The following is a 21,200-nucleotide window of genomic DNA, read 5'->3' as shown; positions in this document are numbered from 1 at the left end:
GTAATGAGCCAACAACCGATCGGCGTGGTCGGCGCCGGCACCATGGGCCAGGGCATCGCCCAGGTGCTGGTAACCAGCGGTTTCGACGTCAAGCTCTACGACGTGGCGGACGAGCAGTTGGGCCGCGCCAGGGCAGCCATCGACAAGGGGCTCACCAAGCTGGTGGCCAAGGAAAAACTCGCCGAGGGCGACCGCGACGCGGCCCTGGCGCGTCTGGACACCACCACTGCGCTTGACGCGCTGCGAGACTGCGAGGTGATCATCGAGGCGGCGCCCGAGCAGCCGGCGCTCAAGGAAAAGCTGTTTCAGGACCTGAGCCGCATCACCCACGACGCGATACTCGCCTCCAACACCTCCTCGCTGTCGCTGACGCGCCTGGCGGCCGTCTGCGAGCGCCCCGAGCGGGTGGTGGGCATGCACTTCTTCAACCCGGTGCCGGTGCTCAAGCTGGTCGAGGTGATTCGTGCCGAGCAGACCAGTGATGCCACCGTGGCGCGCATCGAGGCCCTGGCCGAATCGCTCGGCAAGACCGCCGTGCCGGTGGGAGACTCCCCGGGATTCGCCGTGAATCGCCTGCTGGTGCCGATGATCAACGAGGCGGCCTTCCTGGTGCAGGAGGGCGCGGCCACCCCCGAGGCCATCGACCAGGCCATGAAGCTGGGTGCCGCCCACCCCCTGGGGCCGCTGGCGCTGGCCGACCTGATCGGCCTGGACGTCTGTCTGGCGATCATGGAGGTGCTTCAGGAGGGCTTCGGCGATCCCAAGTACCGGCCCTGCCCGCTGCTCAAGCGCATGGTCGCCGCCGGCTACCTGGGGAGGAAGAGTGGGCGCGGGTTCCACGTCTACAACTGACCCCCTCATCGACCTGTCCCCGGCGCCCCCTTCGTCGCGGGTGACCAGCCCCGACAAAAGAGGGGATTGCCGCCCAACCAAGCGTTCGCTAGGGTTGGGCGGTCTTTATCGAACAACAACGCCAGGAGCTTCCCCATGAGCGAGACATTGATCGAGGTCGCCGACAACGCCGGCATCGTGCGCCTGACCATCACACGCCCCAAGGCGCTGAATGCCCTGAACAGCGCCGTGCTGACCGAACTGGACGCCGTGCTTTCCGACCTGGAGCAGCGCAAAGACCTGCGCGCCGTGCTGATCACCGGGGCCGGCGAGAAGTCCTTCGTCGCCGGCGCCGACATCGCCGAGATGCGCGACAAGACTCCCGAGCAGGCCCGAGCCTTCGCCGGCCAGGCGCTGAAGACCATCAAGCGGCTGGAGACCCTGCCGGTACCGGTGGTCGCCCTGGTCAACGGCTTCTGCCTCGGCGGCGGCTGCGAGCTGGCCCTGGCCTGCGACTGGGCGGTGGCAAGCGACAACGCCATCTTCGGCCAGCCCGAGGTACTGCTCGGCGTGATCCCCGGCTTCGGCGGCACCCAGCGCCTGCCGCGCCGCGTTGGTCCGGCCATGGCCATCGACCTGGTGACCACCGGTCGCAAGATCGATGCCAACGAGGCCCTGCGCATCGGCCTGGTCAACCGCGTGATGCCCCAGGCAGAGCTCGAGGCCTACGCTGAGGAGCTCACCAAGCAACTCAGTGGCAACGGCCCCGAGGCGGTGCGTGGCGCCAAGCAGGCAGTGCATGACGGCCTGGACCAGGACCTGGACAGCGCCCTGGCGCTGGAAACCAGCCTGTTCGCGCTGTGTTTCGCCGGCGAGGAGCAGACCGAGGGCATGAGCGCCTTCGTCGAGAAGCGCAAGCCGAACTTCTGACGCCTTGCTTGCCTGAAAGTGAAAGGACGGCCGTGGCGTAAACGTCACGGCCATCTTGCATCGTGATGTACGTTGCGCTGTTCGTGTCCGCGGTTGGTCCAGGCCAGGCCGCTGATCGGTTCCGTTGGCCAGAGCATCAGCCCCGCAATGAGCAGGATCAGCGGAACGGGCCCGAACTCGGGAACCGCCACCCGCATGAAGATGAACGACATTCCCCACAGCGTGGAGAGCAGGATCAGGCGCAAGGTATCGGCCGCTGACATTCGGCGTCCTTTGTGTCACGGGAAGAGAGGGCCACGGGGAAGGTGGCACGGAAAACCGGGATCGGGAAACAAGAGGTTACGGGTGTTACGTGGCAAGAGGAAGCTGCGCTGCCATCTAGCGTGAACCGGTGAACATTGGTGTGATGACTGGTAGTGGTATCCATATCGGGTAAGCTGAAAGTCAGCATGTCTGGCACCAGAAGGTCACCGAGACGATGCGGCACGAGGCAGACGACCCGCAGAAACGTCCATATCAGAACCCGAAGAAAACATTGCGAAAACCGTGCTGTCGGTATGTTGATCCAATAATAAAGCGTGAGGTATATCCGTTGATATGCATAATATATGGATCCGATAAATGAATGATTCATTTGATTTCTTGAAATCAGTGCTTGACACCATCACTGAGCATGTCGTTGTAATAGATGTCGAGGGAGATATCTCATTTGTAAACAAGAGCTGGATCTCTTTTGGTGAAAATAACGCATGCTTGATCGATGGGGCATGGAGAGGTGTCAATTATCTTGAGGAGTGTGATAAAGCGGCTGCCATGGGGGATGAATATGGCCTCAAGGCAGGGAAAGGAATCAGGTCAGTTATCAAGAACGACGAAGAAGAATATTATTTCGAGTATCCCTGCCATAGTCCAGAAGAGAATCGGTGGTTCATGATGCGCGTCACACCCTTTCTTTGAAGGGGAATGATTATTTCGTGATTTCTCACCAGAATATTACGGAAAGAAAGCTGGCCGAAAATGAAGTTGAGAAACTGTCTCGCCTTGACGGTCTTACCGGAATCGCCAATCGTCGATCTTTTGATGAATTTCTGGAAAGCGAATGGAAGCGCTGCAAACGTCTTCGCATACCCATATCACTGGCCTTGCTTGATCTTGATCATTTCAAGTTATTGAATGACACCTACGGACATCAAGCCGGAGACGAATGCCTCAAGTCAATCGGAAGGGTGTTGGAAAAATATAGCGGAAGGCCGAGTGATATATGTGCCCGATACGGAGGCGAGGAATTTGCAATAGTGTATGGGAACACGAATCTTGATCAAGCGAAAATGATAGCCAGTAAGGTGCTTGATGAAATACGTTCCTTGAATATTCCCAATGAAAAAGCGCCAACATCTCCTACGCTCACTGCAAGTATAGGGCTGGCAGAAATGCATCCATCCAGTGAGAATGATGAGAGTCAATTGGTCAAAATGTCCGATGATGCCCTTTATCAGGCGAAAGAAAGTGGCCGGGATAAAGTTTCCATCCACTTGGATTCATCTGAATAACAATGCGCCACAGGGGCGCGGAAAAACATGAACGCCCTTCAAGCAGAGCCTTTTAATGAGAGCCCTGGCTGGCCGACATGATAGCCACGTCATGGGGTATACAGCCTGATCACTGTTAAGTTGATGTATGAAAAAGATAATCTTTCTGATTGTGTTGGTGGTGTTAGGTTATGGTGTCGTCCAGGAGAGGGGCGGCATTTCTATACCCGGCATGTCTACCGGGAGTCCTGGTACTGACAGCACTATTCAAGAAGCATATGAAAACAGGCAAAGTAACCTTCAGGTTCAGGGTTCAGGCGTTGTGGAGAAGGTCTTGCCTGATGACCTTGAAGGCTCACGACACCAGAGATTTATATTGAGGATGGAATCTGGTCAGACGCTGTTGGTAGCCCATAATATCGACTTGGCACCTAGGATTGCCGGCTTGAAAGCCGGTGATAACGTTGAATTTTATGGTGAGTATGAGTGGAATTCGAAAGGCGGAATCATCCACTGGACACATCACGATCCCGATAATCGCCACGTTGGTGGCTGGTTGAAGCGCAACGGGAAAACGTATCAGTAGCAAGCGCCATCTAGCGACAAGTTTTCTTAGCCATCTGGCCGCTGCCGTGTTCCCTGATGTCGCAGGCTGATGGATTTTGTGATCCTTCTGGTAAACTCGCCGCACGAGTGTGGCTTACGGAGAGACGATGGAAACAGACTTTAGTGAATTCGAACAGAATATGCGCCGCGAGATCGAGGACTTCATGAGTCCCGAGAATGGCGGCGCGAACCGCAGCACGCCCGGGGCCGCCAGCCCCGTTACCGAAACGGCTCACAAGGCTCCGCGCAGCAAGTCTGCCGGCGCGCCGAGAACCGGCCACCTGGTCAAGCTGGCGGTTCGCACCAAGCCCCTGGAGATGGACTCCGTCTTCGAGCATCTTTCTACCAGTATCTCCAAGGTCGAGGCCCAGCTCGAGGCCGAGAAGGCCGCCAGGGAGGCGGGCTACCCGATCATCGGCTACGTGATCGAGACCCAGCGGCTGTAAGGTCTTCCCATGAACATCACCCAGCTCAATGTCTATCCCGTGAAGTCGCTGCGCGGCATTTCCCTGGACCGCGCCGAGCTGACCGAGCGCGGCCTGGCCCATGACCGCCAGTGGATGGTGGTCGACGACATCGGCCGTTTCGTCACCCAGCGCCAGTTGCCCCGCATGGCACAGATCGCCGTGCGCTTGACCGACGAGTCACTGGTGCTGGAGCATCCCGAGGCCACGCCGCTGCACGTCCCGCTTGGCCGCGAGGACCAGCCCCGGCTGCCGGTCCACGTCTGGGACGACCAGTGCCAGGCGCTGGACGAGGGCGCGGAGGCGGCCGAGTGGCTCGGGGCCGTGCTGGGTGACTTCAAGGGCAGTGGGCTGCGGCTGGTGCGCTTCGCCCCGGACCAGCGTCGCGCCGTCGAGACCCAGTTCCTGACGCCCGGCGAGCAGGCCCACACAGCCTTCGCCGATGGCTACCCCTACCTGATGGTCTCCGAGGCCTCGCTCGCCGAGGTCAACCGGGTGCTTGAGGCCAAGGGGCTCGCCCCGGTGCCCATGGAACGCTTCCGGCCCAGCATCGTGGTGGACGCCGCCGAGCCCTTCGCCGAGGACGGCTGGGGCGAGCTGGTCCTCCAGGAAGGCGCGGTCCGGCTGGGCCTGCGCAAGCCCTGCCAGCGCTGCAAGATCACCACCGTCGACCAGGCGACCGGCGAGATCGCCGTGCCCGGCGAGCCGCTGGGCACCCTGGTGCAGATGAACACCCGCCTGGCGTCCGGCGGCTACTTCGGCCAGAACGCCATCCTTCTGGCGGGCGAGGGCAGGTCGATCGCCGTCGGCGAGCCGGCGGCGTCTACCCCGCGCTGACCCGCCGGGCCGCGGCACGTTTCCTTGATCGGGGTCGGACTATACTTCGGAAAACGGGCGGGGGAGCGGGGCGCCGTCCGGCGTCGCTCGACGTGCCCCTCACACTCGTACCGGGCCCGTTCCTTACCGTGCTCCCGGGTGATCCTCCTCCCTCATGCGTCGTCGCTCCCGTCGTCGTCGTGCCGCAGGGGGCACCCGAGGATGATCGACGGCAGAAGAGGTGCGTGATGAACGACGATCAGATGACTCAGGAGATCGAGGCGGCTCGTGCCTACGAGGCGCTCTTCGTGCCCTCGCTGTTCCGGCAGTGGCCCTCGCGGCTGCTCGACAATGCGCGGGTCGCGAGCGGGGATCGTGTCCTCGACGTGGCCTGCGGCACGGGGGTGCTAGCCCGCGAGGCGTTGCCCCGGGTCGCGCCCTCCGGCGTGGTGGTCGGCCTGGACGCGATGGCAGGCATGCTCGAGGTGGCGCGCGAGCTCTCGCCGGAGGTCGTCTGGCGCCAGGGGGACGCACAGCAGCTGCCCTTCGAGGCAGAGGCGTTCGATGCGGTGCTGAGCCAGTTCGGCCTCATGTTCTTCCCGGACAAGCCGGCGGCGCTGCGAGAGATGCATCGCGTGCTGGTGCCGACGGGGCGACTGGCGGTGGCCGTGTTCGACGGCCTGGAGCACAACGCCACCTTCGCCCGCGAAGTGGCCTTGCTGGAGCGGATCGCAGGGGAGGCCGCGGCCGAGGCGCTGCGGTCCCCCTTCGTCCTCGGCGACACGGAAGCGTTGGCGCGCATGGCCCGCGAGGCGGGCATGGAAGCGGTCGAGGTGACTACCCTGACGGGGACGGCCGACTTCCCCGGCATCGGCGACCTGCTCGAGGCGGACCTGCGCGTCTGGCTGCCGTTCATGGGGGTGAGCCTCGATGAGGCCACCATCCAGGAAGTGCTCGCCCAGGCCCGGGAGGAATTGGCCGATGTCATCGACCCGCGCGGCCACGCGGTGTTCGAGTTATCGGTCCACCTGCTGATCGGCCGCCGCGGCTGAGGGCCGGCGTCTGGACGACGCGTCCCCGCCGGAGACTCGAGGAACCGCAAGACGGAGGTGACACATGCTGGGAGCCATCGCTGGCGACATCATCGGCTCGGTCCATGAAGCGGCGGGCACCAAGACCCGCGACTTCCCGCTGTTCACGCCCGAGAGCACCTTCACCGACGATACCGTGCTGAGCGTGGCGGTGGCCGAGGTGCTGCTCGAGGGAGGCGACTTCGCCGAGGCCTTCCACGACTACTACCATCGCTACCCGGATGCGGGCTTCGGCGGGCATTTCCGCGAGTGGGCGATGAGCGACGACCGTCGCCCCTACCACAGCCTCGGCAATGGCTCGGCCATGCGGGTCAGCCCCGTGGGGTTCGCCGCCGATTCCCTGAACGAGGCGCTGACGCTTGCAGAGCGCAGCGCCGAGGTCACCCATGACCACCCCGAGGGCATCCGCGGTGCCCAGGCCGTGGCCGCCGTCATCTTACTGGCCCGACACGACGCCTCGCGGCTCGAGATCCTCACCGAGATCGAGGCGCTCTTCGATTACGACCTCTCGCCGTGCCTGGAAGACATCCGCCCCGGCTACCGCTTCGACGTGACCTGCCGGGGCTCGGTGCCCCAGGCCATCATCGCCTTCCTGGAGGCGGACGGCGTCGAGGAGGCCATCCGCAACGCCGTCTCACTGGGCGGCGATGCCGACACCCTGGCCTGCATGGCGGGCGGCATGGCGGAAGCCTTCCATGGCGGCGTGCCGACCCCGATCGCCAAGCAGGCCCTGAAAAGACTCACCCCCGAGCTGCGGGCGGTCGTCGAGGCCTTCCGGGCGCGCCACGGCCTCGACTGAGCCCAACCAACCATTTGCACCACACCCCTACGAACTTTTCATCAGACTCCGGTTATACAACCCGAAGACATCTTTGCTAACGTTAGGTGATTCGATGTTCGCAGGGATGGCGACTGAGGGCTGATTCAGTTCACCGGTAGGCGCCAATGTTGGATCATGAAGCCCCATACCCGCTTAGGGTGTGGGGTTTGTTGTTGGCTGTGGCCTGACGACGTGCTTTTGATACGCAATTTCGATGGCCTCCAGAATCTGAGGGCACTCGTGGAGCAGAGTGTTCAAGCAGCAAGTTCAAGCAGGGGCTGCCTCCAACTGCCGTAGTCGTTTGTCCCAGATACCTTCATGCCTCCGCACTTGGCCTTCCAGCGATAGATGGTCTGCTCGGTCACGCCGTACTGCCGGGCCAGCTCGGCTATACACACGCCACGTTTATTGGTCTTGAGGATGGTGATGATATGCTCTGCGGCATGGAGGATACTCTTCAACGCGAGATCTCCTGCTATCTGGGTAAATGTAGCGGAAATCTCACATTGCCGGTGGGCCGGTTTCTGGCGAGAAAGTCAGTTTTCAGTAAAAATCGGGCGCTTTTGGAAAATGCAGGTGTTATTATCCAAAAGGGCTATAATATGATCTTGCCCTTCTGGCCGGCTCGCCAGTATTGGGAAGTTACGTAGTTGTGATACGAGTCTTGATATTTTTCCTTTAAGTCAGGCATCTACGGCGGTTAATGATTGTAGTGGTGCCAATGCTGCAAACGTGTTTGCCTAAGATCAGTAACTTACGCTCGTATCTGTGGAAGTTCGGGCGCTGGAAGCACATTGATTTTCCAAAAGCTTCAACTGACGCTACTAATACTTTGTCTTCAAAAATGACAAGATAATGTTTAAAGAATAAAGAATAAAGAATAAAGAATAAAGAATAAAGAATAAAGAATAAAGGATGAGTCACGGTTCATAGGGATAAATATATGGATTTCATCGGAAATATTGTAGCATCTGAGTTTTCGGATTTTAATGATTTGGGTGAGTTTGTAGTTGTTGTGATTAGATTGTTACTCGCTGCCCTCTTGGGTGGCCTGCTTGGGCTCGAGCGAGAACAGCGTGGAAAGGCTGCTGGAATACGCACCCATATGTTGGTTTGCATGGGGGCTGCACTATTTATTTTTATCCCGCAGCAAGCGGGTATCTCGGATTCGGAGATGAGTCGTGTCATTCAGGGTGTGATTGCCGGCATCGGCTTTCTTTGTGCGGGAAGCATCATCATTGGCAAAGATAACCAAGGTGCTACAGGGCTTACCACGGCGGCTGGCATTTGGTTCACGGCCGCCATAGGAATAGCCGTTGGTTTGGGGCGTGAGCAAACCGCTGTACTGTGTACGGCTTTGGCTTGGATGGTACTATATGTAATGCCTTTCTTTATTAGCCTAATTCGTAAAAAAATTCCATAACCCGGAAACCCAAACATTAAATCATTATCAGAGCATCGGTGTAATATCTGACCAATTAGGTGAATGCGCTCTCTACACCTACAGTCATGTGACGCTCGTGCCTCGCGCTGGTGATCACAGGTCCTTCGTCACATCGTATCAGCATTTTTCGAATGTCCGCTTCTGGCCGATTGCCGTCTTTCCCCCCGCGCTGATATCTGAGTACCTGCGAAACCGACACCTTGTCATATTGCTTGACGGTCAGGGGGCTACCCGCCACCTCACCGAGTCGACGAACCCGCCAACACACAAAAGGGCCCGCGATTAATCGCGGGCCCTTTTCGTTGGGGTGGCGGGGGCGTCCTACTCGGCGCCGGCCGCCGTCTGGAAGTTCGCCCAGGCGTGGTGATAGAGCACACCCGCGTAGCCGTTGCGCTGCATGACCTTGAGGATCTTCGCTGGATTGTTGTCTTCCAGGGCCTTGTGCAATTTCGCCCGCTGCTCGTTATCGAGGTCTTCGTACCAGTGGAAGGGGTCGCCCTGAGCGTTGCCATCCTCGGCCTTGCGCATCAGGTCAATCTCGATGCGCCCGCCATGGCGATACAGGATGTCGTAGCCCTCCTGCAGTTCGATCATGGGCACATCGCTCGGCCTCTCGAGGCCTTCCAGCACGTTGTAGTAGTAATAGCTCAGCGGTTGCATTTGGCTCCTCCGGGGGTTGGCCATCGATCCATCCCTAGCGTGCTCTCCTGCTTCAATCCTGCCCTAGCCATGGCGAAGAGCTCAACTGAAAAATGCACAGTCTCCGTGAGCCCGCTCCCCCGGGGCGCGGGCCGCTTTCGACCCCCTTTCTGCCTGCCTGGCGAAGGCGTTCCGTCACGCGGGATCACTTCTCGAAGATGTCCGGCCAGTGCTCGTCGGCTGCCTCGATGAAGCCGGGAATGTCGCGCTCCCAGCGCCACTGGATGAAGCGGCTGTAGTTCAGGTAGAGCTTGTCGTCGACGATCTTCCACGCCTCGGGAATGGTCGAGGCGGCGTCGCCTCGGGCCGCCGCCCAGGCGCACCAGCCCCCGTACTGCGGGGCATAGGCCTCGGGGTCCGCCTGGAAGCGGTCGCGATGCTCGGCCGAGGCGAACTGCCAGGTGGCATCGCCCCACTCCAGTTGATAGTCGGGCGAGCCCGCCACCGGCTGGCCTTCGGTGAAGTAGGCCACCGGGTCTGTGCCGCCGATGGCCAGGCCATCGCGCGTGAAGATGCGCCCCTCGGCGGCCGCCCCCAGCGACCAGGCCAGGCCGACCACCAGGGCGACGGCCCTCCACCAATGCGTGCGTTTCATGATCTGCCTCCTCTCGACCCAGCGTCTCGACCCTATGGTCACAGGGCTCTGTCGGGAAACGGCCTTCGGCCTTACAGGCGCCATGGCCAGTCCTCAGGGACGCGAGAGGGCGCTTGCATTAAATGGAATGCATTTCCAGATGTTGCCCTTCTGGGCTACCATGGTCGCTCGATTCCCCTGTCCTGGAGCCCTCCATGAGCTATTACGTCTACCTCTCCGGCGAGATCCACACCGACTGGCGCGACGAGATCCAGCGCGGCGCCGAGGCCGCCGGCCTCGACATCGTCTTCACCTCGCCGGTCACCGACCATGCGGCCAGCGATGCCGCCGGCGACCACCTGGGCGAGGAAAGCAACTCCTTCTGGCGCGACCACAAGTCGTCAAAGGTGAATGCCATTCGCACCAAGACCCTGATCGAGCAGAGCGATCTCGTGGTGGTGCGCTTCGGCGACCAGTACAAGCAGTGGAATGCCGCCTTCGATGCCGGCTACTGCGCCGCGCTGGGCAAGCCCTATGTCACCCTGCATGGCGAGGCGATCATCCACCCGCTGAAGGAGGTCGATGCGTCGGCCATGGCCTGGGCCACCACTACCGATCAGGTGGTCGAGATCCTGCGCTACGTGCTCAAGGCCTGAGGCCGGGAAACCCTCGCATGCGGTTGGCCGGGTAGGCTACCTGGCCGAGCGCGGGTGCTGTGCTAGCTTGAAGGGACATGGCAGTCTCTCTCCCGCTCGCCCCGCGAGGTGACCCTTCATGCTGTTCATCACCAACCGTTTCCCCACCCAGAGCATCCGCACCCGGGTGGATCGCCCCTTCAACTTCGATCTCAAGAACAACGCGGCCAGCAACTCCGTCTACTACTGCGAGGAGGTCGGGGAGGGGCATTACGAAGAGGTCGGCAGCAAGGCCTTCCTGCGTCGCCTCAAGGAGGCCAATGCTCGGCAGGTGCTGATCTACATCCATGGCTTCGCCAACCTGCCCGAGGACGTGCTCGCCGCGACCCGTGAGTTCCAGGCCCTCTGCGATGCCGCTGACCCCGGCGAGGTGCTGGTGGTGCCGCTGATCTGGCCGTGCGACAACGACCTGGGCATCGTCAAGGACTACTGGGACGACCAGGAGTCGGCCGACCTGAGCGCCTTCTCGTTCGCCCGGGTGCTGCAGCGCTTCCTGGACTGGCGCGAGGGCGACCAGTTCGAGTCGGACCCCACGCCCTGCCTCAAGCGCATCAACGTGCTGGCCCATTCCATGGGCAACCGGGTGCTGAGGGAGACACTGAGGCTGTGGCGCAAGTACTATCTGCCGGGCGGCGTGCCGCTGCTGTTTCGCAACACCTTCCTGATCGCCGCGGATATCGTCAACGAGTCGCTGGAGGAGGGGCACTCCGGCGAGCCCATCACCCACGCCTCGCGAAACGTCACGGTCTACTTCGCCTCCGATGACCTGGCCCTGCGCGCCAGCAAGGCCTCGAACCTGCGCAACCGCATCGCCTCACGGCGCCTCGGCCACTCCGGCCCGGAGGACATGTCGAAGGTGGCGCGCAATGTCTTCGCCGTGGACTGCGACGACGTCAATACCCGCTACGACTTCCCCAAGGGGCACTCCTACTTCCGCTCGGGCGATGTCTATGGCGAGCCTGGCGTGGTGTTCCTGCACCTGTTCGCCTCCTTGCGCAGTGGACGCGTCTTCCCCGAGGACGAGACGCGCCGCATGACCATCCTGCGTGAGTGAGACCCTGATCTAGCCCCCGGCCTGGCCCCGGGTCGAGCCCCGGGGCGAGCTTCTGGACAGGATCGGTCGCTGAGAGTTCGGTCGCTCAGGGCTTGGCCGCCTGCACGTGCATCCAGTCGAAGTTGCGCGTGCGGCCGAGGCTGACCCAGCCCTCTTCCTCCCAGATTTTCCACCAGGTGTCGTATTCCGGCCGGGCCATGCGGGCCCGGTCGCGACCCCACTTGAGCTTGTTGTGGGAGGGATCCCAGTCGATGGCGATGCCCCAGGCATGGGTCGACCAGGAGGTGCCGCCACGCTTGCGCCGCTTGTTGTAGCAGCCGCCGTAGCGATGAAGGCCCATCTCCCTGAGCCGCTCAGGGCCGTAGTGATCGTTCACTCGCGTGAGTATCCTTGCGAGGCTGTCGGCCACCATCTCGTGACAGCCGATCCCGCTCGGATGGGTGCCGAGGTCCCAGGCGAGGGAGAGCTGCCAGGGGCAGGGGACCACCACCATCGGTGGCTTGCGGGTCGGTGAGCCCAGCGCCTGCTTGAGGTCCGCCTCCCGATACCAGCCGTTGGGGTTGGCATCCAGCGGTTCCTGGTCACGCCAGGGGGCGGGTGGCTTGCCGGTCTCCTGGATGGTGGCCAGCACCTCGGTGGCATATTCGGTCTGGGGCCCCCACAGGCCGTCGATGGGGCCGACCTCGACCTTGCTCAGGCGGCAGGCGATCTGCAGGCAGGCGACGGCGCGGCGCTTGTCGCTCCAGGCGTCGGCCCCCTTCGGCAGCCCCTCTGGTTGGGCCTCTAGGGCTGCCTTCATCGCGGCGAGGGTCTTCGGGCCGCGAAGGCCGTCGATCTTGCCCCGGTAGTTGCCGCTCTCCTTGAGGAACCGCTGAAGGGTCCTGACGTGTGTCCTGTTCATGGTTGTCATCCTCCTGACGCAGGCATCATGGCTGCAGCCATCGAGGCCGCGGCTTCCCCTTGCAGTCTAGAGGCTTGGCAGTACACCGCCAGGCGCCCGGAGCACGGGGCGATCAGGGGAGGGCAATCAGGGATAGTAGCGATCAGGGATAGGACTGATCAGGAAGAGCGGGGCTCGTCCGGCAGGGGGGTAACCAGCCCCAGCGCTGCACACAGCCTCACCAACTGGGCCAGGTTGGCGGCGCCCAGGGACTTCATGGCGCGCAGGCGGTAGACCTCCACCGTCTTGGCGCTGACATCCAGGTGCCCTGCGATCTCGCGGCTGGTCATGCCCTCGGCGACATGCACCAGAATCTGGCGCTCCTTGGGCCGCAGGCCGGCGTAGCGTTCGCGAAGCGCCTCGAGCCGCTCCTGCGACTGGCGGCGGAGGCGGTGCTGGGCCAGGACCTGCTGGACGGTGTCGATCAGCTGCTGGTGGTTGAAGGGTTTCTCGATGAAGTCGAAGGCGCCGGCCTTGAGTGCCTGAACCGCCATGGGCACGTCGCCATGGCCGGTCATGAAGATCACCGGCAGGTCAACGTCGCGTTCGAGCAGCCGCTGCTGCACCTGCAGGCCGGAGAGGCCGGGCATGCGCACGTCGAGCAGGATGGCCTCGAGACGCGAGGGGAGGTCGGCGAGGAAGGCCTCGCCGTCGCCGTAGGCGACGGTAGCAAGGCCCACCGAGTCCAGCAGCCAGGTCAGCGAATCGCGCAGGGCCTGGTCATCATCGACCACGGCGATACAGGGCTTGTTTGGCACGCGCCCCTCCGAATGGGGTTGACGGTGGCACTCAGCGGGCCGCTTGCAGCGGCCCGGGCTCGGCGAGAAGTGTACCGGCAAAGGTGGCGCCGCCGGAACCGCTGGCCGGTGCCAGTACCAGGCGACCGCCCATGGCCTCCATCAGCGAATGGCTGATGGCGAGTCCCATGCCCAGGCCCTCGGGGCGACCCGAGTGGAAGGGCGCGAAGATCTGCGCGCGTGCCGCCTCCGGCACGCCGGGGCCCTGGTCGCTGACGGTGAAGCCGACCTCCCGCGGGCCCGTGCGCCGGGCGCGGATCACCACCCGTTTGGCACCGGGATGGTCGCGTCCCGCCTCCAGCGCATTGAGCAGCAGGTTGACCAGCACCTGCTCCAGGGCTACCGGGTCGGCCTGCACCCGGGGCAGGGCCTCGGGCAACTCGTGCTCGAGTGCCACTCCGGCCTGCTGGAACTGCCATTCGCAGAGGCGGCAGGCGGCGTCCACCACTTCGAGCAGCGCCACCGGCCGCGGCCGGATCTGGCCCTTGCGCACGAAGGTGCGGATGTGTCGGAGCCGGTCGGCGAGGCGCTGGACCTGATCGCTGATTCGTTCGAGGGGCAGGGCCAGGTCGCCGGCGGGACGGGCCGGGTCGGCCTCCAGTTGCATCAGCGCGCCGCTGGCGTAGTTGGCGATGGCGCACAGCGGCTGGTTCAACTCGTGGGCGATGTTGGAGGCGAGCTCCCCGGTGGTGGCCAGGCGGTTGGCGTGGGCGATCTGCTCCTGATGGCGGCGTTCCTGGGCCTCGGCGGTCTTGCGCAGGCCAATGTCGCGGTTGATCAGCGAGAGGTGGTCGGGCTCGGAGGCGGGGGCATGGTGGGCCAGCACCACGCTGAGCACCGGCACGGGGCCACGGGGGCCGAGCATCGCCAGCTCACCGCTCCAGGAGCCGTAGCGTGCCACGGCGGGCAATACGATCTCGCGCAGCACGGCCAGAGATTCGGGCGTATAGGCATGTTCGAGGTGCACCTCGTCGCCGTCCCGGCGATCTTTCGAAGGGCGGGCCAGCAGGCGGCGGGCGGCCTCGTTGGAGGTGAAGATGCGCTCTTCACCGTCGATGAACAGCACGTAGTCGGTGGTCGATTCCACGACCCTGGCCAGGCGTTCGCGGTTGGCCTCGGCGTGGATGCGCCGTCCCACGTCACGGGAGACACAGAGGATGTCGAGCAGCTCGCCGGTGTCGGGGTCACGACGGGTACGGCTGGTGGTCTCGAACCAGACGTAATGGCCGTCCCTGGCCCGGAAGCGGTAGGTCTGCTGGTAGAAGCCGTCGTGATAGTAGACCCGCGGCGACTTGTTGAGCAGGTCATCGAGGTCCGCGGGATGGAAGAGGTCGTAGGCACAGACGCCGACCAGCTCCTCCGGGGCATAGCCGAGCAGGTCTCGGGCCGCCGTCGAGGCGTACAGGAAGGTGCCGTCCCGGGCGTGTCGGGAAATCAGGTCGGTGGTGCTGTCGGCCAGCCAGCGGTAGTGGCGCTTCTCCTCTTCGAGGGTCGCGTTTCGCGCCTCCAGCTCGGCGATGCGCGCCTGGAGCCGCTCGCGTTCCGGTGTCCCCGCGTCGCCTGCCATCAGCGCGCCGGGTCCACCAGGCCGCCCAGCGAGGCGTTGCGCCGGAACCAGCCGGCGATGCTGGCCCGCGGCAGACGGGTGGGCAGCACTTCGTGGGGCACGCTGTCTGAGAGGAAGCAGGCGAAGGTGCCAGCCTGAGGGCGCACCCGGGCCACTTCCCGTTCCGGGTCGTCGGCGGCGAAGATCACCATCTCACCGCCGCCGTCGTCGGGCCAGTCGGGATTGAGGTAACCCACGGTGGAGACCACGCGGTTGGCGCGGCCGCGAAAACTGTCGAGGTGGCGCCGGTAGAAGGCGCCGGGCGGGTAGTGGGCGAAGTGCGCCTCGTACTCGAAGAGGCCGAGGAACAGCGCCTGGTTGAGCTCCTGCTGCAGTTCGCCCATGGCCTCGAGGTACCGGCGCCTGGCCTGGCTCTCGCGGTCCAGCCAGCGAATGGCATCGCCGCGGATGTCCCGGCGCAGGGCATGTTCCTGGCCACGGCCGATGCCGGCGGCCTCCAGGGCCTCGTGGTCGGCCATGGCACCAAGCTCCTGGTAAAGTTCGGCGCAAAGCTCGGCGGGTATGAAGTCCTCGCCGACGTACCAGCCGTTCTCCACCAGGGCATCGACCAGCTCGGCAAGGCGCTCGCGGGGCAGGGCGGTGGCGAAGGCGTCACTCTGCATCATGGACGGGTGACTCCGCGCTCGGGAAGATAGAGCAGTTCCCCCGGCGGGCGCTTGAAGAGGCTGATCGGCATCTCGAACCCCTCCGCGAGCAGCTCCACCAGCATCATGGCCGAGAGCCCCCAGATCACGTGGCCGTCGGTACTGTAGCTGGGCACATAGTAGTCACGGCCGTCCACCCGGATCACGTCGGTATGGGTGCGCTGGTCCTCCAGGAAGTGCGACAGCGGGACCTCGAAGATGGCATCGAGTTCGCCGGGATCGGCGGTGAGCGGCAGGTCGGGCGGGATCAGCCCCACCCAGGGCGTGACCCGCAGGCCATGCAGCGAGATCACATCCGACAGCCGGCCGAGCAGCTCCACGCGCTCCGGGGGCAGGGCAATCTCCTCATGGGACTCGCGCAGGGCCGTGGCCAGCAGGTCGGCGTCCTGGGGTTCGCGCTTGCCGCCGGGAAAGGCCACCTGGCCGCTGTGGGTGTTGAGGTGGCCGGCGCGTCGGGTGAACAGCAGGGTCGGTTCGGGCCGGTCGACGATGGGCAGCAGCACCGCCGCCTCGGGCATGCGCAGCCTGACTCGGCGCGGCCGATGTGCTTGCAGGCGTTCACGAAGGTTATCTAACATGGGGCTTCCATCGGGTTTGATTCCTTCTACTCGGCCGCCATGAGCGGCGTCAAGCCTTGACCGGGCGGCCGTCATGCCGCCCTCCGGCCTGCCAGGGAGCGCCATGAACTTCTGCAGTCACTGTGGCCATACCGTGCGCTTCGTGATTCCAGCCGGGGACGATCGTCCTCGCTACTGTTGCGAGGAGTGCGGGACCATTCACTACCAGAATCCGCGTATCGTCGCCGGCACCCTGCCGGTGAGTGGCAGCCGGGTACTGCTGTGCCGTCGCGCCATCTCCCCGCGCAAGGGGTTCTGGACCCTGCCGGCGGGCTACATGGAGAACGCCGAGACCACCGTCGATGCGGCGGTCCGCGAGACGTGGGAGGAGGCCTGTGCCGAGGTCGAGATCCACGGACTCTATACCCTCATCAACCTGCCTCACATCAACCAGGTCTACATGATATTCCGTGCCGACCTGAGCGGCGGATTCGCGGCCGGCCCCGAAAGCCTGGAGGTGGCGCTGTTCGAGGAGCACGAGATCCCCTGGGACGAGCTCGCCTTTCCGACCATCGAGCGCACCCTGCGGCACTTCTACGATGACCGGCGGGAGGACGCCTTCCCCCTGCACGTCAGCGACATCACCCCCGAGGACCGCGAACGCTACTTTGGCAGCGCCTGAACGAGGGGTAGCGCCTGACCCCCTTAATCCCGGTCGATGGTGAAGGGCGACCAGGTCTGGCGCGTCGGCATCACTTCCAGCCGGTTGATGTTGATATGCGCGGGCAGCGTCGCCACGTGGAAGATCTGCTCGGCGATGTCCTCGGCCTCCAGCGGCGTGGTGCCGCGGTATAGATCATCCGAGGCGGCTTGGTCGCCCTTGGTGCGCACCAGGGTAAACTCGGTCTCGGCCATCCCCGGCGAGATATCGGTGACCCTGACCCCGGTGCCCTTTAGGTCGCAGCGCAGGTTGTAGCCGAACTGCTCGACGAAGGCCTTGGTGGCGCCATAGACGTGGCCGCCGGGATAGGGCCAGCTGCCGGCCACCGAGCCGATGTTGATGATGCTCGCCCCGCTGCCCGTCGCGATCAGCAGCGGCAGCATGGCATGGGTGACGTTGACCAGGCCGGTGACGTTGGTGTCGATCATGGTGTGCCAGTCGGCCAGGTCGACCTGCTGGGCCGGCTGGGGTGCGAGCGCCAGGCCGGCGTTGTTGACCAGGCAGGTCACCTCGCGGAAGGCCTCGGGCAGCTCATCGACGGCGCGGGCCACCGCCTCGGCATCTCGTACGTCCAGGGTGAGGGTCAGCACCTCCACGCTGTCGCCGAGTTCCTTCTTCAGTGCCTCCAGCCGCTCGCTGCGGCGACCGGTGAGGATCAGCGACCAGTCATCGGCGGCGAAGCGGCGGGCGGCGGCGCGACCGAAGCCGGAGGTGGCGCCGGTGATCATGGCGATGGGCATGAGGGAATTCCTCCTGATCGGAAATGAGATGTCGAACCCCGCATCATAGGCCGAGCGGCGGTCCGTCTCCAGCCGTGCGGCATGGAGACCTGCCCCCAGGCCTGGCGGGGTTCACCAGGTCTCCAGCCGCCAGACGTCATAGGCTGGCTCCTCGTAGGGATGGGCCGCCTTGAGGGCGGCCAACGCCTCGCGGATCAGCGCATCCTCGCAGACCAGCTCCACCTTCAACTCCTCGACCCTTTCCAGGTCGCCTACCCGGCCGATGTGCGGATCGGCGCCTGACAGTGGGCGGAACTGCCCGGTCCCCGGGGTCTGGAAACAGCATGCCTCGTAGTCGCCGATGCGACCGGCCCCGGTGGCGAAGACGGCGTCCTTGACAGCCTCGGCGTCCTCCACGGGCACGAAGAAGGCCAACTTGTACATGGGTTCTATTCCTCTAGTTCGTTCGTTTCGTCTCCGTTGTGCCATATCGCGGCGGTCGCGTCAGCATCGCCTGCCAGGGCCGCCATCGAGCCATTTATGGATACTGAAAAAAATACTTGTCCAATACCTATACACAGTTTATATTCTGTACAGGTTGAGGCGAAGAGCCCACCGCCCTGAGAGTCACGAATCCCCCCAGGCGCGACATGCTCGGGAAATTCCAAAAGAAATTTCACAAGAGGTACGTCTGATCATGAAGACCTTCACCAAATCCGCTGCTCAGCTGTTAACTGCCGGTATGGTTGGCTTGTTCATCGTGGGTTGTGCCCAGGCCGATTACCATGGCATGAAAGAGAAGGATATCGTTGATACCGCCGTCGAGGCTGGCCAGTTCAATACTCTGGTGGCTGCGGTGCAGGCCGCCGACCTGGTCGATACCCTGAAGAGTGAAGGTCCCTTCACCGTCTTCGCGCCCACCGACGAGGCCTTCGCCGCACTGCCGGATGGCACCGTCGAGGATCTGTTGAAGCCCGAGAACCTGGCTACCCTGCAGGCCGTGCTGACCTACCACGTCGTGCCGGGCAAGATCATGGCCGCCGATGCCATGGCCGCCGACAGTGCCACTACCGTGCAGGGTCAGGACATCACCATCACCACCATGGACGGCAGCGTGATGATCGATGATGCCACCGTGATCTCGGCCGACATCGGGGCGAGCAACGGCGTCATCCACGTGATCGACACCGTACTGCTGCCCGAGTGATGCCGGGCCCCTCAGGGCCCATCCTCATTGGTTGAATGACTGTTGTTCAGGAATGTTCGTTTCAAATGTCCCTTGCGGCCGCCTTCGGGCGGCCTTTTTTTTCGCTGTATTTGTCAGACGGGGTCAGATCGACGGGCTTTGACAGCGCCGTCGTCACTGGCGACCCTCGGGGGATTCGCAACGGGGGAGGACATGACACCCATGGAACGGTCAATGCAGCGACTGCTGGCCTCGGCCGGCCTCACTCCCCGGGGAGAGCCTCGGCCGCTGGGCGGAGGCGACATCGCCGAGGTCCATCGCCTGGCGACCGATCAGGGCGAGGTGGTGATCAAGCGCGATGCCCCCGAACGACTGGCCGGCGAGGCAGATGGCCTGCGGGCGCTGCGAGAGGCCGGCACCCGGCTGGTCATCCCTGAGGTGCTGGCCGAGGGCGACGGCTGGCTGATGTTGGAGTGGCTGCAGAGTGGGCGCTCAATCGGGGATGAGGCGAGCCTGGGAGAGGGGCTTCGGGCCCTGCATGCCTGCGTCGGCGACGCCCATGGCTGGCCGCGCGACAACGCCTGTGGCCACACACCCCAGCCAAACGCACCGCTTGCCGACGGTCGTGCCTTCCAGCGCGAGCGTCGCCTGCTGCCGCTCGCCGAGGCCTGCCAGCAGCGGGGGTGGATGGGGAGCGCTCTGCGCCATCGCCTGGAGGCCGTCGCCCACGGGCTCGAGGCCTGGCTGCCGGACGCCCCGGGGAGCCTCGTCCATGGGGACCTGTGGTCGGGCAACGTGCTCTTCACGACCCAGGGACCGGCGATCATAGACCCGGCGGTCTATCGCCACTACCCGGAGGTGGATCTGGCCATGCTGACGCTGTTCGGCTCACCCGGTGAGGCCTTCTTCGAGGCTTACTGGAACGGAAGCGCCCCGGCCGACTGGCCGAGGCGCGAAGCCCTGTTCCAACTCTATCCGCTGCTGAATCATCTGCTGATGTTCGGAAGCGGCTACCGGGGCGCCGTGGAGCGCATGATCGGCAGGCTGGAGAATGAGCCTGGGTGAGTTACCAGGCGTGAGTTACCAGGCCTTGTAGGGCAGGAACTTGCCATTGAGGGTCAGCAGGACACGATCGCCTTTCGGGTCCTCGATCTTGTCGACCTCCATCGAGAAATCGATGGCACTCATGATCCCATCCCCGAACTTCTCCTGGATCACGTCCTTCAGGGTGTCTCCGTAGACGCCTACCACCTCATAGAGGCGATAGATCAGCGGGTCCTGGGGAATCGCCTCGTCCCAGGCCTTGGTGGGGAAGGCCTCCAGGGCGGTGGCGACCTCCGGCTCGGCTTCCAGTACCTTGCAGATCTTCTTGGCAACGTCCGGTGTGGCGCTGTTCATGCCGTAACAGGCCGACGCCACCCAGACCGGTGACATGCCGATGCTCTTGCCGATCTCTTCCCAGGTCAGTTTCTTGCGGGCCTTGGCGGCGAGCAGGGTGTGGCGCATCTCGAGCTTATCCATGATGGGTCTCCTTGGGATTGAAGTTCACCAGTTTGCTGCTGGCAGGGTCGCCCTCGTCGGGCGTCGAGGAATCCGAATCAGCCTCGACAGGGTTGACCTTCTGGGGATAGGACAGCCCACGCCCGTCGATATCGGCGGTACGCAATGTGCTTGACCGATTCACCAGGAAGTCGATCAGGTAATTGCGGATCTTGTAGTAATTGGGGTTCTTGACGACTTCGGCGCGGCTGCGCGGCCGGGGCAGGTCGATCTCCACAGCCTCGGCGATGCGAGCCTCGGGCCCGTTGGTCATCAACAGGATGCGGTCGGCCAGCAGGATGGCCTCGTCGACATCATGGGTGATCATGAACACCGTCTGGCGGTCACGCCCCCAGATCTTGATCAGTTCGTCCTGGATCACACCGCGGGTCAGGGCATCTAGCGCCCCGAAGGGTTCGTCGAGCAGCAGCAGCTTGGGCTTGGTGGCAAAGGTGCGCGCGATACTGACGCGCTGGCGCATGCCGCCCGAGAGCTGGGATGGCTTGCGGTCGATGACTTCATCGAGGCCGACCATGCTCAGATACTCCCGGCTGTGCTCGTCCACCTTGGCCTTGCTCCAGTCCTTCCAGCGCGCGCGCACGCCGAACTTGACGTTCTCCAGGGCAGTGAGCCAGGGCAGCAGGCTGTAGTTCTGGAAGACCACCCCGCGCTCGAGCCCGGGACCCTTCACCTCATGGCCTTCCATGATCAGGCCGCCATCGGTGAACTGGTCGAGGCCGGCGAGGGCATTGAGGATGGTCGACTTGCCGCATCCAGAGTGGCCGATGATGCACACGAACTCGCCCTTCTCGAGATTGAAGTTGACGTTCTCGAAGACGGTCAGGTCGTCCTGGCCACGTCCCTGGGGAAAGCGTTTGCTGGCCTGTTGGACTTGAACGAAATGTTGACTCATGGGG

Annotated in this window: 27 protein-coding genes and 1 pseudogene; 15 read left to right on the top strand and 13 right to left on the bottom strand. The window is 63.5% G+C overall.

Translation table 11 applies throughout. The features are described from left to right. Nucleotides 1-3: 3 nt before the first annotated feature. Nucleotides 4-852 carry a 3-hydroxybutyryl-CoA dehydrogenase gene (locus ABE960_RS04470; protein ID WP_349761037.1) on the top strand — a complete coding sequence of 283 codons (849 nt, stop codon included), beginning with the start codon at nucleotides 4-6 and terminating at the stop codon, nucleotides 850-852. 135 nt (nucleotides 853-987) lie between these two features. Continuing rightward, on the top strand, nucleotides 988-1,761 hold the full coding sequence (locus tag ABE960_RS04465; protein WP_349761036.1) for an enoyl-CoA hydratase-related protein: 774 nt from the start codon (nucleotides 988-990) through the stop codon (nucleotides 1,759-1,761). 125 nt (nucleotides 1,762-1,886) lie between these two features. Here the strand turns inward: ABE960_RS04465 and ABE960_RS04460 are convergent. After that, nucleotides 1,887-2,024, bottom strand: a pseudogene (locus ABE960_RS04460) (DMT family transporter); the annotation flags it as partial. Between the two features lie 358 nt (nucleotides 2,025-2,382). Here ABE960_RS04460 and ABE960_RS04455 point away from each other — a divergent pair. The 7 genes from ABE960_RS04455 (at nucleotide 2,383) to ABE960_RS04425 (ending at nucleotide 7,066) form a co-directional block, all read left to right on the top strand. Next, nucleotides 2,383-2,718, top strand: a complete 336-nt coding sequence (locus ABE960_RS04455) for a hypothetical protein (protein WP_349761035.1) — start codon at nucleotides 2,383-2,385, stop codon at nucleotides 2,716-2,718. After that, nucleotides 2,685-3,311 carry a GGDEF domain-containing protein gene (locus ABE960_RS04450; protein WP_349761034.1) on the top strand — a complete coding sequence of 209 codons (627 nt, stop codon included), beginning with the start codon at nucleotides 2,685-2,687 and terminating at the stop codon, nucleotides 3,309-3,311. Before ABE960_RS04455 ends, ABE960_RS04450 begins: the two co-directional genes overlap by 34 nt. A gap of 127 nt (nucleotides 3,312-3,438) precedes the next feature. Continuing rightward, nucleotides 3,439-3,876 carry a DUF3465 domain-containing protein gene (locus ABE960_RS04445; RefSeq protein WP_349761033.1) on the top strand — a complete coding sequence of 146 codons (438 nt, stop codon included), beginning with the start codon at nucleotides 3,439-3,441 and terminating at the stop codon, nucleotides 3,874-3,876. Nucleotides 3,877-4,003: 127 nt separating this feature from the next. Further along, nucleotides 4,004-4,342, top strand: coding sequence for a hypothetical protein (locus ABE960_RS04440; RefSeq protein ID WP_349761032.1), 339 nt, complete (start codon nucleotides 4,004-4,006; stop codon nucleotides 4,340-4,342). 9 nt (nucleotides 4,343-4,351) lie between these two features. Next, nucleotides 4,352-5,197, top strand: coding sequence for an MOSC domain-containing protein (locus ABE960_RS04435; protein ID WP_349761031.1), 846 nt, complete (start codon nucleotides 4,352-4,354; stop codon nucleotides 5,195-5,197). Nucleotides 5,198-5,424: 227 nt separating this feature from the next. After that, complete coding sequence (locus ABE960_RS04430) at nucleotides 5,425-6,228, top strand: methyltransferase domain-containing protein (protein ID WP_349761030.1); 804 nt, start codon at nucleotides 5,425-5,427, stop codon at nucleotides 6,226-6,228. Nucleotides 6,229-6,292: 64 nt separating this feature from the next. Beyond that, entirely contained in the window at nucleotides 6,293-7,066 is a 774-nt protein-coding gene (locus ABE960_RS04425; RefSeq protein WP_349761029.1) for an ADP-ribosylglycohydrolase family protein, read from the top strand. A 275-nt stretch (nucleotides 7,067-7,341) separates the two neighbouring features. On the opposite strand, the gene ABE960_RS04420 is transcribed toward ABE960_RS04425, so the two are convergent. Continuing rightward, on the bottom strand, nucleotides 7,342-7,548 hold the full coding sequence (locus tag ABE960_RS04420) for a transposase (RefSeq protein ID WP_432765335.1): 207 nt from the start codon (nucleotides 7,546-7,548) through the stop codon (nucleotides 7,342-7,344). A gap of 482 nt (nucleotides 7,549-8,030) precedes the next feature. Here ABE960_RS04420 and ABE960_RS04415 point away from each other — a divergent pair, with 482 nt between their 5' ends. Continuing rightward, nucleotides 8,031-8,510: an MgtC/SapB family protein gene (locus tag ABE960_RS04415; RefSeq protein ID WP_349761028.1), complete on the top strand. Its 480-nt coding sequence runs from the start codon at nucleotides 8,031-8,033 to the stop codon at nucleotides 8,508-8,510. Nucleotides 8,511-8,852: 342 nt separating this feature from the next. On the opposite strand, the gene ABE960_RS04410 is transcribed toward ABE960_RS04415, so the two are convergent. Next, the gene (locus tag ABE960_RS04410; RefSeq protein ID WP_349761027.1) at nucleotides 8,853-9,191 is read right to left on the bottom strand and encodes a hypothetical protein; all 339 of its coding nucleotides are present in this window, start codon (nucleotides 9,189-9,191) and stop codon (nucleotides 8,853-8,855) included. 184 nt (nucleotides 9,192-9,375) lie between these two features. Then, entirely contained in the window at nucleotides 9,376-9,825 is a 450-nt protein-coding gene (locus tag ABE960_RS04405) for a YHS domain-containing (seleno)protein (RefSeq protein WP_349761026.1), read from the bottom strand. Nucleotides 9,826-10,019: 194 nt separating this feature from the next. Between ABE960_RS04405 and ABE960_RS04400 the strand changes: the two genes are divergently transcribed. Both ABE960_RS04400 and ABE960_RS04395 read left to right on the top strand, forming a co-directional pair. Then, on the top strand, nucleotides 10,020-10,460 hold the full coding sequence (locus tag ABE960_RS04400) for a YtoQ family protein (RefSeq protein WP_349761025.1): 441 nt from the start codon (nucleotides 10,020-10,022) through the stop codon (nucleotides 10,458-10,460). A 118-nt stretch (nucleotides 10,461-10,578) separates the two neighbouring features. Continuing rightward, nucleotides 10,579-11,553, top strand: a complete 975-nt coding sequence (locus ABE960_RS04395) for an alpha/beta hydrolase (protein ID WP_349761024.1) — start codon at nucleotides 10,579-10,581, stop codon at nucleotides 11,551-11,553. Nucleotides 11,554-11,638: 85 nt separating this feature from the next. Here the strand turns inward: ABE960_RS04395 and ABE960_RS04390 are convergent, their stop codons facing one another. The 5 genes from ABE960_RS04390 to ABE960_RS04370 all read right to left on the bottom strand — a co-directional run bounded on the left by ABE960_RS04390 (nucleotide 11,639) and on the right by ABE960_RS04370 (nucleotide 16,139). Then, nucleotides 11,639-12,454 carry a M15 family metallopeptidase gene (locus ABE960_RS04390; protein ID WP_349761023.1) on the bottom strand — a complete coding sequence of 272 codons (816 nt, stop codon included), beginning with the start codon at nucleotides 12,452-12,454 and terminating at the stop codon, nucleotides 11,639-11,641. Nucleotides 12,455-12,612: 158 nt separating this feature from the next. Beyond that, nucleotides 12,613-13,251 (bottom strand): response regulator transcription factor, encoded by a 639-nt coding sequence (locus tag ABE960_RS04385; protein WP_349761022.1) that lies wholly within the window; start codon nucleotides 13,249-13,251, stop codon nucleotides 12,613-12,615. 31 nt (nucleotides 13,252-13,282) lie between these two features. Beyond that, nucleotides 13,283-14,857, bottom strand: a complete 1,575-nt coding sequence (locus tag ABE960_RS04380; protein WP_349761021.1) for a PAS domain-containing sensor histidine kinase — start codon at nucleotides 14,855-14,857, stop codon at nucleotides 13,283-13,285. Then, entirely contained in the window at nucleotides 14,857-15,522 is a 666-nt protein-coding gene (locus tag ABE960_RS04375; RefSeq protein ID WP_349761020.1) for a 2OG-Fe(II) oxygenase, read from the bottom strand. Before ABE960_RS04375 ends, ABE960_RS04380 begins: the two co-directional genes overlap by 1 nt. Then, nucleotides 15,519-16,139 (bottom strand): CoA pyrophosphatase, encoded by a 621-nt coding sequence (locus ABE960_RS04370; RefSeq protein ID WP_349761019.1) that lies wholly within the window; start codon nucleotides 16,137-16,139, stop codon nucleotides 15,519-15,521. Before ABE960_RS04370 ends, ABE960_RS04375 begins: the two co-directional genes overlap by 4 nt. A gap of 103 nt (nucleotides 16,140-16,242) precedes the next feature. Here ABE960_RS04370 and ABE960_RS04365 point away from each other — a divergent pair, with 103 nt between their 5' ends. Beyond that, the gene (locus tag ABE960_RS04365) at nucleotides 16,243-16,800 is read left to right on the top strand and encodes an NUDIX hydrolase (protein WP_349761018.1); all 558 of its coding nucleotides are present in this window, start codon (nucleotides 16,243-16,245) and stop codon (nucleotides 16,798-16,800) included. A gap of 23 nt (nucleotides 16,801-16,823) precedes the next feature. On the opposite strand, the gene ABE960_RS04360 is transcribed toward ABE960_RS04365, so the two are convergent. Together ABE960_RS04360 and ABE960_RS04355 are read right to left on the bottom strand one after the other, a co-directional pair. Further along, nucleotides 16,824-17,579, bottom strand: coding sequence for an SDR family NAD(P)-dependent oxidoreductase (locus tag ABE960_RS04360; RefSeq protein ID WP_349761017.1), 756 nt, complete (start codon nucleotides 17,577-17,579; stop codon nucleotides 16,824-16,826). A gap of 111 nt (nucleotides 17,580-17,690) precedes the next feature. Continuing rightward, on the bottom strand, nucleotides 17,691-18,002 hold the full coding sequence (locus ABE960_RS04355) for a YqfO family protein (protein WP_349761016.1): 312 nt from the start codon (nucleotides 18,000-18,002) through the stop codon (nucleotides 17,691-17,693). A gap of 253 nt (nucleotides 18,003-18,255) precedes the next feature. On the opposite strand from ABE960_RS04355, the gene ABE960_RS04350 reads away from it, so the two are divergent. Next, the gene (locus ABE960_RS04350; RefSeq protein ID WP_432765334.1) at nucleotides 18,256-18,765 is read left to right on the top strand and encodes a fasciclin domain-containing protein; all 510 of its coding nucleotides are present in this window, start codon (nucleotides 18,256-18,258) and stop codon (nucleotides 18,763-18,765) included. A gap of 201 nt (nucleotides 18,766-18,966) precedes the next feature. Next, nucleotides 18,967-19,809, top strand: coding sequence for a fructosamine kinase family protein (locus ABE960_RS04345; protein WP_349761015.1), 843 nt, complete (start codon nucleotides 18,967-18,969; stop codon nucleotides 19,807-19,809). 15 nt (nucleotides 19,810-19,824) lie between these two features. Here ABE960_RS04345 and cynS read toward each other — a convergent pair whose 3' ends face one another. Next, nucleotides 19,825-20,265, bottom strand: coding sequence for a cyanase (gene cynS / locus ABE960_RS04340; protein ID WP_349761014.1), 441 nt, complete (start codon nucleotides 20,263-20,265; stop codon nucleotides 19,825-19,827). Beyond that, nucleotides 20,258-21,196, bottom strand: coding sequence for a nitrate ABC transporter ATP-binding protein (locus ABE960_RS04335; RefSeq protein ID WP_349761013.1), 939 nt, complete (start codon nucleotides 21,194-21,196; stop codon nucleotides 20,258-20,260). The genes cynS and ABE960_RS04335 overlap by 8 nt, the downstream gene beginning before the upstream one ends. Nucleotides 21,197-21,200 lie beyond the last annotated feature (4 nt).

It is taken from the genome of Halomonas aquatica, from assembly GCF_040196335.1.
In the GTDB taxonomy this organism is placed as follows: Bacteria; Pseudomonadota; Gammaproteobacteria; order Pseudomonadales; family Halomonadaceae; genus Halomonas; species Halomonas aquatica.
This window is presented reverse-complemented; position numbering and strand designations above follow the sequence as displayed.

Bases quoted from the DNA above. Each gene is read 5' to 3' on its own strand.
- ABE960_RS04470 (WP_349761037.1), top strand. From the start codon at position 4: ATGAGCCAACAACCGATCGGCGTGGTCGGCGCCGGCACCATGGGCCAG.
- ABE960_RS04355 (WP_349761016.1), bottom strand. From the start codon at position 18,002: ATGTACAAGTTGGCCTTCTTCGTGCCCGTGGAGGACGCCGAGGCTGTC.
- ABE960_RS04360 (WP_349761017.1), bottom strand. From the start codon at position 17,579: ATGCCCATCGCCATGATCACCGGCGCCACCTCCGGCTTCGGTCGCGCC.
- ABE960_RS04415 (WP_349761028.1), top strand. From the start codon at position 8,031: ATGGATTTCATCGGAAATATTGTAGCATCTGAGTTTTCGGATTTTAAT.
- ABE960_RS04365 (WP_349761018.1), top strand. From the start codon at position 16,243: ATGAACTTCTGCAGTCACTGTGGCCATACCGTGCGCTTCGTGATTCCA.
- ABE960_RS04455 (WP_349761035.1), top strand. From the start codon at position 2,383: ATGAATGATTCATTTGATTTCTTGAAATCAGTGCTTGACACCATCACT.
- ABE960_RS04395 (WP_349761024.1), top strand. From the start codon at position 10,579: ATGCTGTTCATCACCAACCGTTTCCCCACCCAGAGCATCCGCACCCGG.
- ABE960_RS04465 (WP_349761036.1), top strand. From the start codon at position 988: ATGAGCGAGACATTGATCGAGGTCGCCGACAACGCCGGCATCGTGCGC.
- ABE960_RS04345 (WP_349761015.1), top strand. From the start codon at position 18,967: ATGGAACGGTCAATGCAGCGACTGCTGGCCTCGGCCGGCCTCACTCCC.
- ABE960_RS04405 (WP_349761026.1), bottom strand. From the start codon at position 9,825: ATGAAACGCACGCATTGGTGGAGGGCCGTCGCCCTGGTGGTCGGCCTG.
- cynS (WP_349761014.1), bottom strand. From the start codon at position 20,265: ATGGATAAGCTCGAGATGCGCCACACCCTGCTCGCCGCCAAGGCCCGC.
- ABE960_RS04390 (WP_349761023.1), bottom strand. From the start codon at position 12,454: ATGAACAGGACACACGTCAGGACCCTTCAGCGGTTCCTCAAGGAGAGC.
- ABE960_RS04445 (WP_349761033.1), top strand. From the start codon at position 3,439: ATGAAAAAGATAATCTTTCTGATTGTGTTGGTGGTGTTAGGTTATGGT.
- ABE960_RS04435 (WP_349761031.1), top strand. From the start codon at position 4,352: ATGAACATCACCCAGCTCAATGTCTATCCCGTGAAGTCGCTGCGCGGC.
- ABE960_RS04335 (WP_349761013.1), bottom strand. From the start codon at position 21,196: ATGAGTCAACATTTCGTTCAAGTCCAACAGGCCAGCAAACGCTTTCCC.
- ABE960_RS04430 (WP_349761030.1), top strand. From the start codon at position 5,425: ATGAACGACGATCAGATGACTCAGGAGATCGAGGCGGCTCGTGCCTAC.
- ABE960_RS04370 (WP_349761019.1), bottom strand. From the start codon at position 16,139: ATGTTAGATAACCTTCGTGAACGCCTGCAAGCACATCGGCCGCGCCGA.
- ABE960_RS04425 (WP_349761029.1), top strand. From the start codon at position 6,293: ATGCTGGGAGCCATCGCTGGCGACATCATCGGCTCGGTCCATGAAGCG.
- ABE960_RS04410 (WP_349761027.1), bottom strand. From the start codon at position 9,191: ATGCAACCGCTGAGCTATTACTACTACAACGTGCTGGAAGGCCTCGAG.
- ABE960_RS04375 (WP_349761020.1), bottom strand. From the start codon at position 15,522: ATGATGCAGAGTGACGCCTTCGCCACCGCCCTGCCCCGCGAGCGCCTT.
- ABE960_RS04380 (WP_349761021.1), bottom strand. From the start codon at position 14,857: ATGGCAGGCGACGCGGGGACACCGGAACGCGAGCGGCTCCAGGCGCGC.
- ABE960_RS04350 (WP_432765334.1), top strand. From the start codon at position 18,256: ATGAAGACCTTCACCAAATCCGCTGCTCAGCTGTTAACTGCCGGTATG.
- ABE960_RS04440 (WP_349761032.1), top strand. From the start codon at position 4,004: ATGGAAACAGACTTTAGTGAATTCGAACAGAATATGCGCCGCGAGATC.
- ABE960_RS04400 (WP_349761025.1), top strand. From the start codon at position 10,020: ATGAGCTATTACGTCTACCTCTCCGGCGAGATCCACACCGACTGGCGC.